14 protein-coding genes are annotated in these 15117 nt (G+C 64.5%); 9 read left to right on the top strand and 5 right to left on the bottom strand.

The genetic code is table 11. From position 1 onward, the window contains the following. Window positions 1–39 precede the first annotated feature (39 nt). Both astD (AC07X9_RS03270) and AC07X9_RS03275 read right to left on the bottom strand, forming a co-directional pair. Complete coding sequence (astD, locus tag AC07X9_RS03270) at window positions 40–1473, bottom strand: succinylglutamate-semialdehyde dehydrogenase (protein ID WP_017182505.1); 1434 nt, start codon at window positions 1471–1473, stop codon at window positions 40–42. Window positions 1474–1518: 45 nt separating this feature from the next. Further along, window positions 1519–2943, bottom strand: a complete 1425-nt coding sequence (locus tag AC07X9_RS03275; RefSeq protein WP_017182504.1) for a protein adenylyltransferase SelO family protein — start codon at window positions 2941–2943, stop codon at window positions 1519–1521. A 37-nt stretch (window positions 2944–2980) separates the two neighbouring features. Between AC07X9_RS03275 and AC07X9_RS03280 the strand changes: the two genes are divergently transcribed. From AC07X9_RS03280 to AC07X9_RS03300, 5 genes are all read left to right on the top strand, one after another. After that, the gene (locus tag AC07X9_RS03280; RefSeq protein ID WP_019053257.1) at window positions 2981–3850 is read left to right on the top strand and encodes an alpha/beta fold hydrolase; all 870 of its coding nucleotides are present in this window, start codon (window positions 2981–2983) and stop codon (window positions 3848–3850) included. Then, a complete protein-coding gene (locus AC07X9_RS03285) occupies window positions 3843–4976 on the top strand; it encodes a glycosyltransferase (protein ID WP_017182502.1) in 1134 nt (377 codons plus the stop codon). Before AC07X9_RS03280 ends, AC07X9_RS03285 begins: the two co-directional genes overlap by 8 nt. 93 nt (window positions 4977–5069) lie before the next feature. Further along, a complete protein-coding gene (locus AC07X9_RS03290; RefSeq protein WP_026002278.1) occupies window positions 5070–6473 on the top strand; it encodes an NAD(P)H-dependent flavin oxidoreductase in 1404 nt (467 codons plus the stop codon). Next, window positions 6473–6685, top strand: a complete 213-nt coding sequence (locus AC07X9_RS03295) for a DUF2093 domain-containing protein (protein WP_017182500.1) — start codon at window positions 6473–6475, stop codon at window positions 6683–6685. Before AC07X9_RS03290 ends, AC07X9_RS03295 begins: the two co-directional genes overlap by 1 nt. Before the next feature lie 359 nt (window positions 6686–7044). Beyond that, window positions 7045–7425: a VOC family protein gene (locus AC07X9_RS03300; RefSeq protein ID WP_017182498.1), complete on the top strand. Its 381-nt coding sequence runs from the start codon at window positions 7045–7047 to the stop codon at window positions 7423–7425. A 70-nt stretch (window positions 7426–7495) separates the two neighbouring features. Here the strand turns inward: AC07X9_RS03300 and astD (AC07X9_RS03305) are convergent, their stop codons facing one another. Beyond that, window positions 7496–8896 carry a succinylglutamate-semialdehyde dehydrogenase gene (gene astD / locus AC07X9_RS03305; protein WP_086485477.1) on the bottom strand — a complete coding sequence of 467 codons (1401 nt, stop codon included), beginning with the start codon at window positions 8894–8896 and terminating at the stop codon, window positions 7496–7498. Then, window positions 8893–9915, bottom strand: a complete 1023-nt coding sequence (locus tag AC07X9_RS03310; RefSeq protein WP_017182496.1) for a 2-oxoadipate dioxygenase/decarboxylase family protein — start codon at window positions 9913–9915, stop codon at window positions 8893–8895. Before AC07X9_RS03310 ends, astD (AC07X9_RS03305) begins: the two co-directional genes overlap by 4 nt. Window positions 9916–10001: 86 nt before the next feature. Here AC07X9_RS03310 and AC07X9_RS03315 point away from each other — a divergent pair, with 86 nt between their 5' ends. After that, window positions 10002–10901, top strand: a complete 900-nt coding sequence (locus AC07X9_RS03315; RefSeq protein ID WP_086485478.1) for a LysR substrate-binding domain-containing protein — start codon at window positions 10002–10004, stop codon at window positions 10899–10901. Window positions 10902–10904: 3 nt separating this feature from the next. Here AC07X9_RS03315 and AC07X9_RS03320 read toward each other — a convergent pair whose 3' ends face one another. Further along, a complete protein-coding gene (locus tag AC07X9_RS03320) occupies window positions 10905–11933 on the bottom strand; it encodes an SPOR domain-containing protein (RefSeq protein WP_174703646.1) in 1029 nt (342 codons plus the stop codon). A gap of 199 nt (window positions 11934–12132) precedes the next feature. Between AC07X9_RS03320 and AC07X9_RS03325 the strand changes: the two genes are divergently transcribed. From AC07X9_RS03325 to AC07X9_RS03335, 3 genes are read left to right on the top strand one after another with little or no spacing between them, the layout of a single operon-like run. After that, window positions 12133–12852, top strand: coding sequence for an AAA family ATPase (locus tag AC07X9_RS03325; RefSeq protein ID WP_017182493.1), 720 nt, complete (start codon window positions 12133–12135; stop codon window positions 12850–12852). An 11-nt stretch (window positions 12853–12863) separates the two neighbouring features. Next, window positions 12864–13397, top strand: coding sequence for a hypothetical protein (locus AC07X9_RS03330; RefSeq protein WP_017182492.1), 534 nt, complete (start codon window positions 12864–12866; stop codon window positions 13395–13397). Between the two features lie 19 nt (window positions 13398–13416). Further along, window positions 13417–14769, top strand: a complete 1353-nt coding sequence (locus tag AC07X9_RS03335) for an SPOR domain-containing protein (protein WP_017182491.1) — start codon at window positions 13417–13419, stop codon at window positions 14767–14769. Window positions 14770–15117: the final 348 nt, after the last annotated feature.

Here is a 15117-nt window from a genome sequence, read left to right on the forward strand (position 1 = left end):
TGGGTATGCGGGGGACTAGGAAATCTTGTCGGGGCGGGGTCAATCGCCCATCGCACTGACATCAATGTCCTTCAGCCCGACGCCGATCGAGGCGCGCGGCTGCTCTATTTCGGCCGACACGACCGGATAGGCGCAATAATCGGCGGCATAATAGGCGCTTGGCCGGTGATTGCCCGAAATGCCCACGCCTCCGAACGGGGCGGAGGATGACGCGCCATTGGTCGGGCGGTTCCAGTTGATGACGCCCGCGCGAACATTGGCCCAGAACTGGTTATATTGGTCGGGCGTCCCGCCGATCAGGGAGGCGGACAGGCCGTAGCGCGTATTGTTGGCCTCCGCGATGGCATCGCCAAATTCCGCGACGCGGATTACCTGGAGCAACGGCCCGAACAGTTCGACATCGGGCCGTTCCGTCATGGCGGTCACGTCTATGATCGCGGGACTGACAAAGGGCAGACCCTTTTTGGGCCGCACCATATGCTTGATCGGCTTGCCGCCATTGCTCATCAGCCACAGGAAACTCTCGGTCAGCCCGTCGGCGGTCGCATTGTCGATTACCGGACCCATATAGGGGGTGGGATCGGCATGGGGATGATCGACGATCAGCCGGTCGGCCAGCTTCTTGACCTCGGCGATGACGGCGTCGGCTATGCTTTCCTTCACGATCAGGCGGCTGGCCGCCGTGCATCGCTGCCCGCCCGACAGAAAGGCCGACTGCACCACCAAGACGGCGGCAGCATTGATTTCCGGCGTATCCCACACGACGATAGGGTTGTTGCCGCCCATTTCGAGCGCCAGAATCTTGGATGGCTGCGCGGCAAATTGCCGGTTGATCGCAATCCCGGTCTGCGCGGACCCGGTGAATAATATGCCGCCCACATCAGGATGTGCCGCCAGCGCCTTGCCCGCGTCCGGCCCGCCCAGCAGCAGCCGCATCGCATCCACCGGCAAGCCCGCCTCATGGTAGAGCTTCACCAGCATCTCGCCCACCGCCGGGGTTTTTTCCGACGGTTTGAATACGACCGCATTGCCCGCCAGCAGGGCCGGGACGATATGGCCGTTGGGCAGATGGGCAGGGAAATTATAGGGGCCAAGGACGGCCATGACGCCATGGGGCTTGTGCCGCACCGATTGCCGCGCACCCAGCGCCGCCTCCAGCCGCTTTTGCCCGGTGCGTTCGGAATAGGCCGCGACCGAAATATCCACCTTGCCCATCACGCCGGCGACTTCGGTGCGCGCGTCCCATAGCGGCTTGCCGGTTTCACGCGCGATCAGGTCGGCCAGCGCATCCTCGTTCCGCCGCACGACATTGACGAAGCGCCGCAGCGTCTCGATCCGGTAAGCGATCGGTTGCGCCGCCCAGCGCGGCCAGGCCCCTCGCGCCCGCGCAACCTCTGCTTCCACATCCCCCGCCTCGCCCTGCCAGAGCAAGACGCCGGTGGCGGGTTCATGGGATGTAAGCGGTGCGACCATTTGGTGTGAACCATGGCAGAAATTGGTTAAGGAAACAGCTATCAATCATGGTCGGCGCTCCAGTCCCGGCGATTCCGCCGATGACCGGAGCGAGCCATATGCTTCGCCCATCCGCCGGATCGCCGCGACCTTGGCGTATAACGGCCCCCAATCGTCTCTTTCCGCAATTGCGGCCCAGATCGCCTCGACCTCGTCAATATGCATGGAGCAGGGCGCGTCGTCCGACCAATAGTCATGATCCCGCGCGCCCGGCACAGGCGCGCATCCCACCAGCGCCTCGCGAAATGCGCCCCAGGCCGTGTCGCTATAGTCCGCGCCTTCGCGCTGCACCCCGCCGCGCCAGTCATGGAAGAAGCGGTCTATCCCGGTGCCGCTCGTCACCATGCCGCGCACCGCCGCCTCGACCATCGCATTGACGCTGTCCCCCGGCACAACCCCCAGCCGCCAGCAAAAGCGGCGCGCCATCGCCTCGCCGTATAAAGCCGGAAACCGCTCCAGTTCCGCGATCAGCGGCTCGGCCTCGACCAGCGCGCGCAGCGACACGGCCAGTTGCGCCACGTCCCAATGGATCGCCTCGGCCTGTCGCCCGAAGGCATAGAGACCCTGATGGTCAAAATAGGCGGCGGTAAAGCCTGCGTCCCACAAGGGCGTAAAGCGCCACGGCCCATAGTCGAAACTCTCGCCCGTCACGTTGATATTGTCGCTGTTCAGCACCCCATGCACGAAACCGGCTACCATATAGCTAGCCGCCAGGTCGGCGGTCCGCTCGACCACCCGGCCCAGCAGTTGCGCGGGCGGATTGTCGCCCGGCTGCTCGTCATAGAGCCGCGTCAGGGCATAGTTGGTCAGCCGCTCCAGCAGCGCCTTGTCCTCATGAAAGGCCGCCCGCTGAAAGCTGCCGATGCGAATGTGCGAATGGGACAGGCGCACCATCGCCGCGCCGCGCGTGGGTGATGGCTCGTCGTTACGCTCCAGCGCTTCGCCGGTTTCGATGATCGAGAAGGTGCGTGATGTGGGCACGCCCAGCGCCTCCAGCATCTCGGTCGCCAAAATCTCGCGCACCCCGCCTTTCAGCGTCAGCCGCCCATCGCCAAAGCGGCTGTAGGGCGTCTGGCCAGACCCCTTGGTGCCCAGGTCCATCAAGCGCCCCGCGCCATCGCGCAACTGCGCGAACAGGAATCCGCGCCCATCGCCAATGTCGGGATTATAATGGCGGAACTGATGACCATGATATTTCAGCGCCAGCGGCCGGGGCAGCGACCCGTCCAGTGGCGCAAACCGTCCGAAATGGGCGATCCATTGGTCATCGCTCAGCCCGTCCAGGCCGACGCTTGCCGCCGCCCGATCATTGCGAAAGCGCAGGATCGTCTGCGGAAAGTCCGCAGCCGTCACCGGATCGGCTATATCGGGCATCAGCAGGTCGATTTCGCGGACGGGGCTGAATTTGGCGGCTTGCGGGATATGGATCATAAGGCGATATGGGGGTGCGACACCTGAAGGATCAAGCTTGGTCGACTATAGCGACGGATATTGGTGGTCCCCCGACGGGCTGCGGCTACACTATCGGGATTATGCCGGGGGGCATGATGGCCGCCCGCCGCTGCTCTGCCTGCCGGGGCTGACGCGCAACGCCCGCGACTTCGAACCGCTCGCCGCGCGGCTTGCCGGGGACTGGCGGCTGATCTGCCCGGACATGCGGGGCCGGGCAGGGAGCGCTCAGGCCAAAGATCCCATGACCTATGTGCCGCTCACCTATTTGCAGGATATCAGCCGGTTGCTGGCGGACCTTGCCATCACCCGTTTCGTTGCGGTCGGCACGTCGCTGGGCGGACTCATCACCATGCTGGTCGCGGCTACGCATCGCGAGTGGCTGGCGGGCGCGCTGCTCAACGATGTCGGACCGGAACTGGACGAGGCGGGACTGGCGCGCATCCGCACCTATGTCGGCGTCAATCAGTCGCACCCCAGTTGGGTTCATGCCGCCCGCGCGCTGGAGGAAGCCAATCGCGACGTCTATCCCGCCTACGGCCTGGATCAATGGCTGGCCATGGCCAAGCGCCTGTATCGCCTGAACAGCGCCGGGCGGATCGTGCTGGACTATGACATGCGCATCGCCGAACCGATCCGGGCGATGGGCAGCGAGGCGGGCGTCGATATGTGGCCAGTCATGGCGGCCTTTCGCGATATTCCCACTTTGCTCCTGCGCGGCGAACGATCAGACCTGCTGAGCGCGCAAACGGCGCAGCGCATGGTGGCGGACATTGGCGCAAAGGCGGAACTGGCAACTATTCCCGACGTCGGCCATGCGCCCGCACTGGATGAGCCGGAAAGCATCGCGGCGATCGATCGGTTGCTGGCCCGCGTCCTGCATGGCTGACAATCAGCCGCACATTCTCCACGTCCATGGCAGCTTCACCCTGGGGGGCAAGGAAGCGCGCGCCATTCGGCTGATGAACATCTGGGGTGACAAGGCGCGCCACGCGATCGTCAGTGCCGATCGGGAAGCGCTGGGCGCCCGCGCGGCGATCGACCCGACGGTGCGGGTGGATTTCCCGGCATCCCCTCCCTTTGCCGGTCGTCCGCGGGTGGGGCGCTTTCGCGATATAGCTAACTTCTTGAAAAAATACGATTTAATCCTGACATACAATTGGGGCGCGATGGACGCCGCGATGGCGCACAGAATGTTCAGCTTAGTGTCGGCCATGCCGCCGCTCATCCATCATGAAGATGGTTTCAACGCTGACGAAGCAAGCGGCCTCAAGCCGCAGCGCAACCTGTATCGCCGCGCCGCTCTGGGCCGCGCCCATGCACTTGTCGTCCCCTCGGTCCGGCTGGAAAGCATCGCCCGGCAGGTCTGGAAACAGCCTGTGGCGAAGGTGCACCTGATCCGCAACGGCATAGATACCGCCCGCTATGCCGAACCGCCATCGCCCGACGCGATTCCGGGCCTGCGCCGGTCGCCCGGCAAGCTGCTGGTGGGGACTCTGGCGGGGCTGCGCCCGGTCAAGAATATCCCCCGCCTGGTCCGCGCCGTCGCCGCCCACCGCGACCGGCTGCAACTGGTCGTCGTGGGGGAGGGGCCGGAGCGCGACGCCATAGTGGCGCAAGCCGATGCGCTTGGCCTAGACGATCTCCACATGGCCGGTTTCATGGACCAGCCGTGGCGCTTCGTCGGCCTGTTCGACATTTTCGCGCTTTCTTCCGATAGTGAGCAATTCCCGATCTCGCTGGTGGAGGCGATGGCGGCGGGCGTTCCGGTCGCGTCGATGGATGTCGGCGATGTCATCAACATGGTGGCCCCGGAAAATCGCAGCTTCGTGGTGCCGGATGAGGCGGGCCTGGCGCAAGCGCTCGGCACGCTTGCAACCGACCCGGACTTGCGCGCCCGGCTGGGCGCGGCCAATCGCGATCGCGCGGTTCGCGATTATGCGGAACAGGCGATGGTCGATGCCTATGCCAGCCTTTATGGGGAGGCTCTGGCCAGCCCTGACATTTTGCGCTAAGGCGCGCGGAAATTCGTCAATCAGTGCAAAGGCTGCTATAGCAGTGGTCTTTGCCCGGTCGAGCCGGGTGTCGCTTTTTCGCGGGAGATGTCGTTGTTCAAGGGGTTGAAGCCTATCGTCTATGGTGGCCGTGAAGTCTGGCCGCTGGTCGAGGGCGGCAAGGGTGTTGCGGTATCCAACCATGCCAGCTCCGGCGCCTGGGCGGCCGCTGGCGGCATCGGGACAGTGTCGGCGGTCAATGCCGACAGCTACGACAGCTTCGGCAATGTCATTCCCCAAATCTATCATGGCCGCACCCGCCGCGACCGCCATGAGGAACTGGTCGCCTACGCCATTGACGGCGCGGTGGAGCAGGTCAAACGCGCGTACGAGATCGCCGGGGGCAAGGGCGCGATCAATATCAACGTCCTGTGGGAAATGGGCGGTGCGCAGCGGGTGCTCCACGGTGTCCTGGAAAGGACCAAGGGCATGGTTGCAGGCGTTACCTGCGGTGCGGGCATGCCTTACAAGCTGTCCGAAATCGCTGCGTCCTACAATGTCAGCTATCTGCCGATCGTATCGTCGGGCCGCGCCTTCCGCGCGCTGTGGAAGCGCGCTTATTCCAAGGCGGCGGAATGGCTGGCGGCGGTGGTCTATGAAGATCCCTGGCTGGCCGGGGGCCATAACGGCCTGTCCAACGCCGAAGATCCCAAGGCGCCGCAAGACCCCTATCCCCGCGTGCGCGACCTGCGCGCGACCATGCGTGAAGGTGGCATTTCGGATGACGTGCCGATCGTCATGGCGGGCGGCGTCTGGGCGCTCAAGGACTGGAACGACTGGATCGACAATCCCGAACTGGGCGCCATCGCCTTTCAGTTCGGCACCCGTCCGCTGCTGACGCAGGAAAGCCCGATCCCCCAGGCGTGGAAGGAGTTGCTGACGCAACTCAACCCCGGCGACATCCTGCTCCACCGCTTCTCGCCGACCGGCTTTTACAGCTCGGCGGTGCGCAACCCCTTCCTGCGCAGCCTGGAAGCGCGCTCCGAACGGCAGATCGCGTTCAGCACCGAACAGGCTGGCGACCATACCCACCAGCTCGACGTGGGGGTGAAGGGCAAGCATTTCTGGGTGACGCTGGGCGACCTGAACCGCGCGCGCGAATGGTTCGGGCAGGGCTTTACCTCGGCGCTCAAGACGCCGGACAATACGCTGGTGTTCGTCGGTGACGAGGAGCGGGCGGTGATCCGCAAGGACCAGACCGACTGCATGGGCTGCCTTAGCCAGTGCGCCTTCTCCAGCTGGATGGACAGTGAGACCAACTCGACCGGTCGTCTGGCCGATCCGCGCAGCTTCTGCATCCAGAAGGCGTTGCAGGAGGCGGTTCATGGCGGCGACCTCGACCAGAATTTGGTCTTTGCCGGCCATGGCGCCTACAAGTTCAAGCAGGACCCATTCTATTCCAACGGCTTCGTTCCGACCGTCAAGCAATTGGTCGACCGTATCCTGACGGGCGACTGATGGCGGATATTCAAGGTCTGGCGGTGCTGCATTACGACACACCGCATTTCGACGTCGTGCGACCGGGACAGTTCGTCCTTTGCGCCGTGTCCGGAGAGAGAATCGATCTGGAAGATCTTAAATATTGGAGCGCGGAATTTCAGGAAGCCTATCGCGGACCGCAGGAGGCAACTGATTCTTTTCTGCGTCATCGCGGGCCGGACTTTCGCTAATCTGCCGGGGTCTGCGATTGGAATGATCGTTCAAGGGGCGTAAAAAGCGATCCGTCGCGCCCCCGCGCGGTTTCGTCGCAATTTTGCTATTCCCGCAGGGTAAAAACTGATGTAATCTTTCCATCGAGGCGACGGAGATCGCCCTTGTTGGAAGGATGTTTGTGATGTCTCGTATCGACGTCTTTGGTGATCGTATCTGCATCGTGTCGAGCCTGCTGATTGTCGGCTGGTTCCTCTACAGCACGATCTTCTGACACCCACGCGCTTTGGCGACGCGGGTTCGGCTGGTGTAACTGGCCCCATCCGTTTGTCCGGCGCATAGCGATACGCTCCGCTAATCCTGCAAACAGGGAAATCTCATGTTCAGTCACGTCATGGTGGGCGCCGACGATATCGATCGCGCCAGGATATTCTACGATGCGTTGTTTCAGGCGATGGGCGGCAAACCGGGTTTCACGGATGACCGTGGCCGCTTGATCTACATGCATAATGGCGGCCTGTTCCTCGTGACCAAGCCGATCAATGGCCAGCCGGCGACATGCGCCAATGGCGGAACCATCGGCTTTAGCATGGCCACGCCTGCAGAGGCTGATGCCTGGCACGCTGCGGGCGTTGCGGCTGGCGGTACGACTTGCGAAGATCCGCCAGGCATTCGCGAGTCCGGCTTTGGCCCGCTTTATCTGGCCTATCTGCGCGATCCGTCCGGGAACAAGCTCTGCGCGATGCACCGCGCCGGTTAAGCGAAACGGGGCGCTCCACCGCGATCCCACTTCACAGCCCTCAATTCCGGTGCTGGCCTGCGATTCCGGGTCAGGCCAGCCCGTTGATGGGGACGGGTTGCACCCCGTCCGCCTCGAAACTGGCGATCGGATAGGCGCAATAATCCGCGGCATAATAGGCGCTGGGGCGGTGATTGCCCGACGCGCCCAGGCCGCCAAAGGGCATGTTGCCCGCCGCGCCCGTGGTTGACCGGTTACGATTGACCACGCCCGCGCGGCTTTCCTCCACCATCCGCTCCCACAGGGCCGCGTCCTGAGAGATTAATCCGGCGGACAGGCCAAAGGCGGTGGCGTTGGCGACCTTCATCGCCGCGTCGAAATCCGGCACCCGGATCACCGACAGCAAGGGCGCGAAAATTTCTGCATCGGGTCCGTCCATGCCGGTCATGTCGATGATGCCCGGTGTAACAAAGGCGGCGCTGCGCCCGTCAACTGCTGCGAAGGGTCGGATGACCCGCGCGCCCCGTGCGACGAGGTCGCTGACGGCGCGATGGGCCGCAGCGGCGGCCTGATCGGACACAAGCGGCCCCATGAAGGCATCGCCCGGCTCGTTCCATGCCGCGATCGGCAGGCGCGCCGCCAACCCATCCACGGCAGCGACAATCCGATCGCCAACTACGCCTTCCGGCACGATCAGCCGCCTTGCGCAGGAACAGCGCTGGCCAGTGGTGATGAAGGCGGAATTGATGATGATCGACGCGGCTTCGTCCGGGCTATCCCATGCGATCAGCGGATTATTGCCGCCCAGTTCCAATGCCATGATGACATGGGGCCGGTCCACCAGCGCCCGTCTGAGCGCCGCGCCAGCACCGGCCGATCCGGTAAAGAGCAGCCCGTCAATGTCACCGGCTACCAACGCCTCTCCGGTCGCCCGGCCGCCCTGCACGACGTTGAGCAGCCCGTCGGGCAGCCCCGCTGCGGCCCAGGCGTCAGCCATCGCTGCGCCCGTGGCTGGTGCGATTTCCGATGGCTTGAATACCGCCGCATTGCCGGCGATCAGGGCGGGGACGATATGGCCGTTGGGCAAATGGCCGGGGAAATTATACGGACCCAGCACCGCCATCACGCCATGCCCGCGATGGCGCAGCACCGCCCGGCCAAAGTTCATGGCGGCGGTGCGTTCACCAGTGCGTTCGGCATGGGCAGCGATCGACACCTCGACCTTGGCGATCATGGACCCGATTTCGGCGTCGCTCTCCCACAGCAATTTGCCGGTCTCGCGCGAAATCAGCTCTGCAAGCGCTGCCCGCCTTTCTTCCAGCACCAGCGCATAGCGCCGCGCGACGGCGATCCGCTCCTCCACGGCGCGCGCGCGCCAGCCGGGCAGGGAGGCGCGGGCCGTGGCGATCGCCCGGTTGCAGGCGGCGGCATCGGCGACCGGGCCTTCCCATATCAACGCGCGTGAGGCGGGGTCGAAGGATTGCAGCATCATGCGCTTGCGCCCGCGCTGGTCATGGCGAAAATGCCGGTGGCGTTGCCCGTGTCAAAGGCAAGGTCCAGCCTGCCTGTCGCCGGATCAACCTCCCGGCTGATAAATTCGTAAAAGGAGCCCGGCACGTCGCGCAACGCCCCATCACCGAACAGCCGCTCGACGCTATCGGCCCTGAATGCGGTCTGCCGTATCCGGCCGGTTGCAGAAATCTCCAGCCGTTCCTTGATCGGCTGACCTTCCGTCTTCAGCCGATCCGCCAAAGCGGCGACATCGGCCACACGGTCGGTTGCATGGTTGAAGGCGTTACCTTCGGTCGCGATCCAGGCCGCCTCGTTGGACCGGGACAGGAGCAGCTGATAATCGGCAAAGCTGGGCATCTCGTGCTGCCGGTCGAACGCGGCGACGATCCCCGGCAATGCCGCTACCGCCTCATCCAGCGCCACTGGTTCGCCAGCGCCATAGCGCGCCAGCACGGCTTGCTCCGCATCGCCCAAAGGATCGCGCGAGGTGCCGAATATCCGGGCGGCCACCGCGCCGAATTCCGCATCGAACCGGTCGACATGCAGTTCGGACAGGAAGAATTGCGGGATGGCTTCGGGCCGGTCGGCATGCACATAGGCGCGCCCGGTCATGCGCAGCCGGTCGAGCGGATAGATGGCCGCCATCTGATAACCCAGCGGCTGCAATATCCGGGTGAAGGCATCCTCGCCGCCTGGCAGCGCGCCGGTTGGTCCATGCGGCAGGCGGATCGTCCGCAGCGCGCCATGGTCGAACGTCACCCGGCCGCCACGCGCGACAGTATCGGCGACATAGGCCGCGCCGCTGCGCACCCTTTTCAACAGATCATCGAACAGGGCGATGTTCATCGCCATCGCAAAGGCCGCGCGCGACACCGTAGCGCCTTGCTCCGCCAGCAAGGCAGGATCGATCGCCAGCGCATCGAGCGTCCGCCGTGCCGCCACTTCGCCCAGCGTCGCCAGCGTTAGTGCGACGACATGGCCATCATTCTCGTTCGACATAGATTGCTCCCGGTGACAGCCACCTTATCTCAGCCTATGTGGTATTTTCCAAATGGTGACCTGTCATCTGTTGATGCGAGAATGGAATGAATGACGATCGCAAATGGCTGCCATCCATGACCGCGCTGACCAGTTTCGAGGCGGCGGTGCGTCATGGCGGCTTTTCGCGGGCTGGCGAAGCGATCGGCCTGACGCAAAGCGCGGTCAGTCGTCAGATCGCGCAATTGGAGGACTGGCTGGAAACGCCCTTGTTCGACCGGGTCGGTCGGCGGGTGCGGCTCAACGAAGCAGGCCGTATCTATGCCGATGACTTGCTGCCAGCGCTGGATCGCATTCGTCGGGCCACGTCGCGCATAACCATGCGCCGCTCACCGGGGGCGCTGCGGATAGCGACCCTGCCCAGTTTCGGCATGCGCTGGCTTGCGCCGCGCCTGCCGCATCTGAGCGCCCTGCATCCCCAACTGGTGGTGGATTTCGCCGCGCGGTCGCAACCGTTCGATTTCGCGCAGGAGGAATTTGATGCCGCCATCCATTTCGGCACACCCGACGAATGGCCTGGCGCCGCGATGGATTTCCTGTTTCGCGAAGAGGCGGTGCCGGTCTGCGCGCCGGCCTGGTTGGCCGCGCACCCCTTGCGACAGCCTGCCGATCTGCTGACGGCTCCGTTGCTCAGTCAGAGTTCGCGGCGCGATGCCTGGGCGCGCTGGTTCGCATCGGCGGGCGTGGAGGCCGGGACGCTGCCGCCCGGTCCCGCGTTCGAACATTTCCTGATGCTGGCGCAGGCCGCTGCGGCGGGGGCAGGGGTGGCGCTGATCCCCAGCTTCCTGATCCAGCCGGAACTGGATGCAGGCACTTTGGTCATCCCGTTTGCCCGGCCATTGTCGAGCGAGCGAGCCTATTATCTCGCCCGCCCGCTGGAAACACCTGTCCATCCGGCGCTCAGCCAGTTTGGCGACTGGATTGTGGATCAGGCCAGGATGGCCTGATGCTCACATCTTCTTGGGAATGCAGTCTGCGCCTGCCGCCTTTATCCGGCTGCACAGGCGGCTGGCGTCATTGCTGCTGGCAACCGGCCCGGCTTGCAGCCGTGTCACCGCGCCAGCCTTGACTAGATAGGGTTGATAGGCGGACAGGCCGCTGACCTTGCCCGTCAACTGGCCCCACAAAGCGCGAGCGCGCCCGTCTTCGCTGAACGCACCCAGTTGGACGCGCCAGCCGCCCGATGCGGCGGGCGCAGGGACCGGGTTGGCGGGACGGGGTGTCGGCTTGGGCTTGGCGACGGCGATCTGCGGCGCAGGCTTGGGCGTAACCGGGGCCGGCTTGGGCGCTGGCGGGGTGACGACGGGCTGTGCGACGGGTTGGGCGACGGTCGATGGCGGCAAATCGGTCTTGCGTATGCCGGATGGCGCGGGCCGGGGCGGGGCGGGGCTGGCCGACGCCAGCGCGCCACCCTTTTCGGACTGTTCCAGTGTCGCTGCCAGAGCCAGACCCTGTTTGCGCTGATCTTCCGGGATGAACTTGTCCATCTGCTCCAGGCTGGTGGTCGCCTGCGCCAGTCCGGATGTGGAGGCGCGGGTCATCAGCGCATAGGCGCGTACCCAGTCCTTGCCGATCAGATCGCCGTTGAACAGCGCCGTGCCGACAATATATTGCGCGCGCGGTTCGCCCCGCGTGGAGGCCCGCTGGAGGTAAGGCATCGCCCCTGCGCGGTCGCCCTGCTGGAACATCAACAGGCCCAGATTATCCTCTGCCCGCAAATGCCCCTGCGCCGCGGCTTTCCGATACCAGTCCATCGCGGCGTTGAGATCCGGCTGTACGCCGCGGCCCAGCTTATAGGCCTGGCCCAGATTGAACTGCGCGTCAGGATCACCATTTTGGGCCAGCGGCCGCCATTCGCCGATCGCCTTGGCATAGTCGCCCTGCTGCCAGGCATCGACGCCGGTTTTCACATCGGCCATGGCTGGTGCCGCGATGCCGATCATGGCGCCGACAGCGACAGTTCCCCATATACGCTTCATATGCACATGCTCCTGCGCCAATAGATTTGCAGCGGCTATGATGAAACAAGGTTAATGTCTGATTATCACAGGCTCCTCATGCCTGAAACGACCTTAACCCTGTTGACCTTTCGTCAATCAAACTTCCTCGCCCATTAACCGAATTTTAGGCGCGGTCATGGCAAATCCTGAACGGAACTCGATTTCTGGGGGGATTTGCGTGCGGATTTTGGCTTTGGCATCGCAGAAGGGCGGATCGGGCAAGACCACCCTGTCTGGCCATCTGGCCGTGCAGGCGCAGAACGCGGGTGCGGGTCCAGTTGTGCTGATCGACATTGATCCGCAGGGATCGCTGGCCGATTGGTGGAATGAGCGCGAAGCCGAATTTCCCGCTTTTGCCCAGACGACCGCGGCGCGGCTGGCCGCCGACCTGGAAATCCTGCGGCAGCAGGGCTTCAAACTCGCCGTCATCGACACGCCGCCCGCCATCACCATGGCAATCCAGAGCGTCATTTCCGTCGCCGAACTGATCGTCGTGCCGACCCGTCCCAGCCCCCATGACCTGCGCGCCGTCGGCGCAACGGTCGATCTGTGCGAGCGCGCGGGCAAGCCACTGATCTTTGTCGTGAACGGCGCAACGCCCAAGGCGCGGATCACGTCGGAAGCCGCCGTTGCCCTGTCGCAGCATGGCACCGTTGCCCCCATCACCCTGCATCACCGCACCGATTTCGCGGCCTCCATGATCGACGGTCGCACCGTGATGGAAGTGGACCCCAAGGGACGGTCTGCGGCGGAGGTCGTGGCGCTATGGTCCTATATCTCCGACCGGCTTGAAAAGAATTTCCGCCGCACGGTCTTTTCCGTGCCCCAGGGCAGCGTCGGTACCGTCGCAAGCCGTCCGGTCGGCGGGGGCTTCGGTCGCCGCGTGATCGGCCAGTAAGGGGACGCATCATGGGTGAACCCAAACCACTCGCATCACTCACCTCCGGTCTGCTCGCCCGCAAGGGCGCGGCCCAGCCTGCCATGCGCCGCCCGATGCTCGGCTTTGGCCGCACGGCTGGCGCTGCCCTTCAGCAGGATGATCTGGGCTGGAATGACATGGGGTTCGACGTCGAACCAGCGCCGTTGCCAACGGACGAGCCGCCGGTTGCGATCGGCCTGACGCCGATGCCTGCAGCGCTCCCCGTTTCAGCCCCGGTCCCGCCCGTCGTCATCGAGCGCGAGGAACTGGTCGAACGTTTGGCGGGCAAGCCTGCGCCGCGCAAAGCGGCGGCCAAGGCAAGCGCGAAAGCCAAGGCCAGCCGCAAGGCGGCCTTCACGTTGCGGATCGACGCGGATCGTCATCTCAAACTGCGGCTCGCCTGCGCCATCACCGGCCGCTCGGCACAGCAGATCATTACTGAATCTCTCGACAATTTTCTCAACGACCTGCCGGAAATTGACCGGCTGACACAGCAGTTGCCGCACATGCGCGGCAACCAGTGAAAGAAGGGTGGGTAGGACTATGAAGCGCAACACATTTGCAAAGGCGGCGATTTCATCGTTGCTGGTCGCCACGACGATGGTTGGCTGCACCGGGGCGGCCTTCCGTCCTTCTGCATCGGCTGTCCAGCAAAAGGGCAATCCGGCAAAGCTCGCCATCGCCGCCGAAAAGGCGCTGGCCGATCGCAACGGTGACAAGGCGATCGCGGCGGCAGAGGCCGCGGTGCAGCTCGCGCCGCAAAACGCCGCCTATCGACAGATTTTGGGCCGCGCCTATGTGCTGGCGGGACGTTTCGCATCCGCCGAAGCCGCGCTGACCGACGCGATGACGCTGGGTGACAACGATGCGCGCACGATCGTCAGCCTGGCGCTGGTGCAGGTCGCGCAGGGTCGCGCCGATAGCGCGCGCAGCCTGTTGCTGGCCCATGCCGATACGGTGCCTGCGGGCGATTATGGTCTGGCGATGGCCATGGCCGGCGATGCACCCGAAGGCGTGCGTGTCCTGTCCGAAGCCATTCACGACCCGTCCGCCACTGCCCGGACCCGCCAGAATCTGGCCTATGCCTATGCGCTGGCTGGCCGCTGGAAGGATGCCCGCATGATCGTGGGCATGGACCTTGATCCATTGGCCGCGAACAAGCGTATTTCCGACTGGGCGCAGATTGCCGAACCCTCGCTCGCGCCGCAGCGCGTCGCCGCGCTGATGGGCGTCACGATTGATGCCGCCGATGCCGGCCAGCCAGTCGCTCTCGCGCTCGCGCCAGCCGGTCCAGCGCCAGTCGAAATGGCCGCTGCGCCGTCCGATGTTGCGCCACCCTTGGCAGAGCAACCGGAAACGCCGGTGCAGACCGCCATGGTCGAGGCCGCTCCACCTGTCGTCGAAGCCGCGCCGGTCGTTCAGCCCGCGCCTGTGCGCGTCGCGGCCCGCGACTTCATCATCGAAGATCATCGGGCCAAGCCAGTGGGCGCAAAGGCCCATGCCAAGGCGCAGAATGCCGTCGCGTCCGCGACGCAGCCAGCCGCGCGGATGCAACAGGTCGCCTTCATCAAGCCGGTCAGTGCTGGCGCCAGCAATTGGGTCGTCCAGTTGGGCGCCTATGACACGGCGGCGATCGCCAAGGAAAAATGGATGAACATGGCTGGCCGCAGCAGCGCGCTGGCCGCTTTCCCGGTCCTCACCAGCCAGGCGACGGTCAAGGGCAAGTCCTTCCACCGTCTCGCCATCAGCGGCTTTGGCAGCCGGGCCGACGCGGTAACCGCCTGCCGCACCATTCAGTCGCAGCACGGCCAGTGTTTCGTGCGTGAAGGCGCGCCGGGCGCGACGCCGCAGCGCTGGGCCATCGCGACCAAGGGCCGCCAATTCGCTTCGCGCTAAACTCCCTCTCCCATAGCGCAACCTTGAAGCGCGCGAGGCCGATGGCTTCGCGCGCTTTTTCTTGCGGGTTTGCGACCGACCCCGATTGACTGACAGGCTGAAACGGGGATGAGTGGAAGACTGCATCAGCCCGATGGGCCGCAAAACGGCCAACGCGCAGCGTCGCTGAGTAGCGCTGCGGCGACCTGTTATCAGCTTGCGATAAGTTGCAAGGTTTGACAGACTAGTTAGGTTGATTCGAAGATAACTATGCCGCGCAAATCAGCGGTCAGATTTATACGAAAAAGTCGGAAATAAGCGGGTCGCGTCGCTCACGTTCTAGTCATCCCGGTTCAAACTGCCGGTGTG

This window comes from Sphingobium sp. GW456-12-10-14-TSB1 (assembly GCF_059424385.1).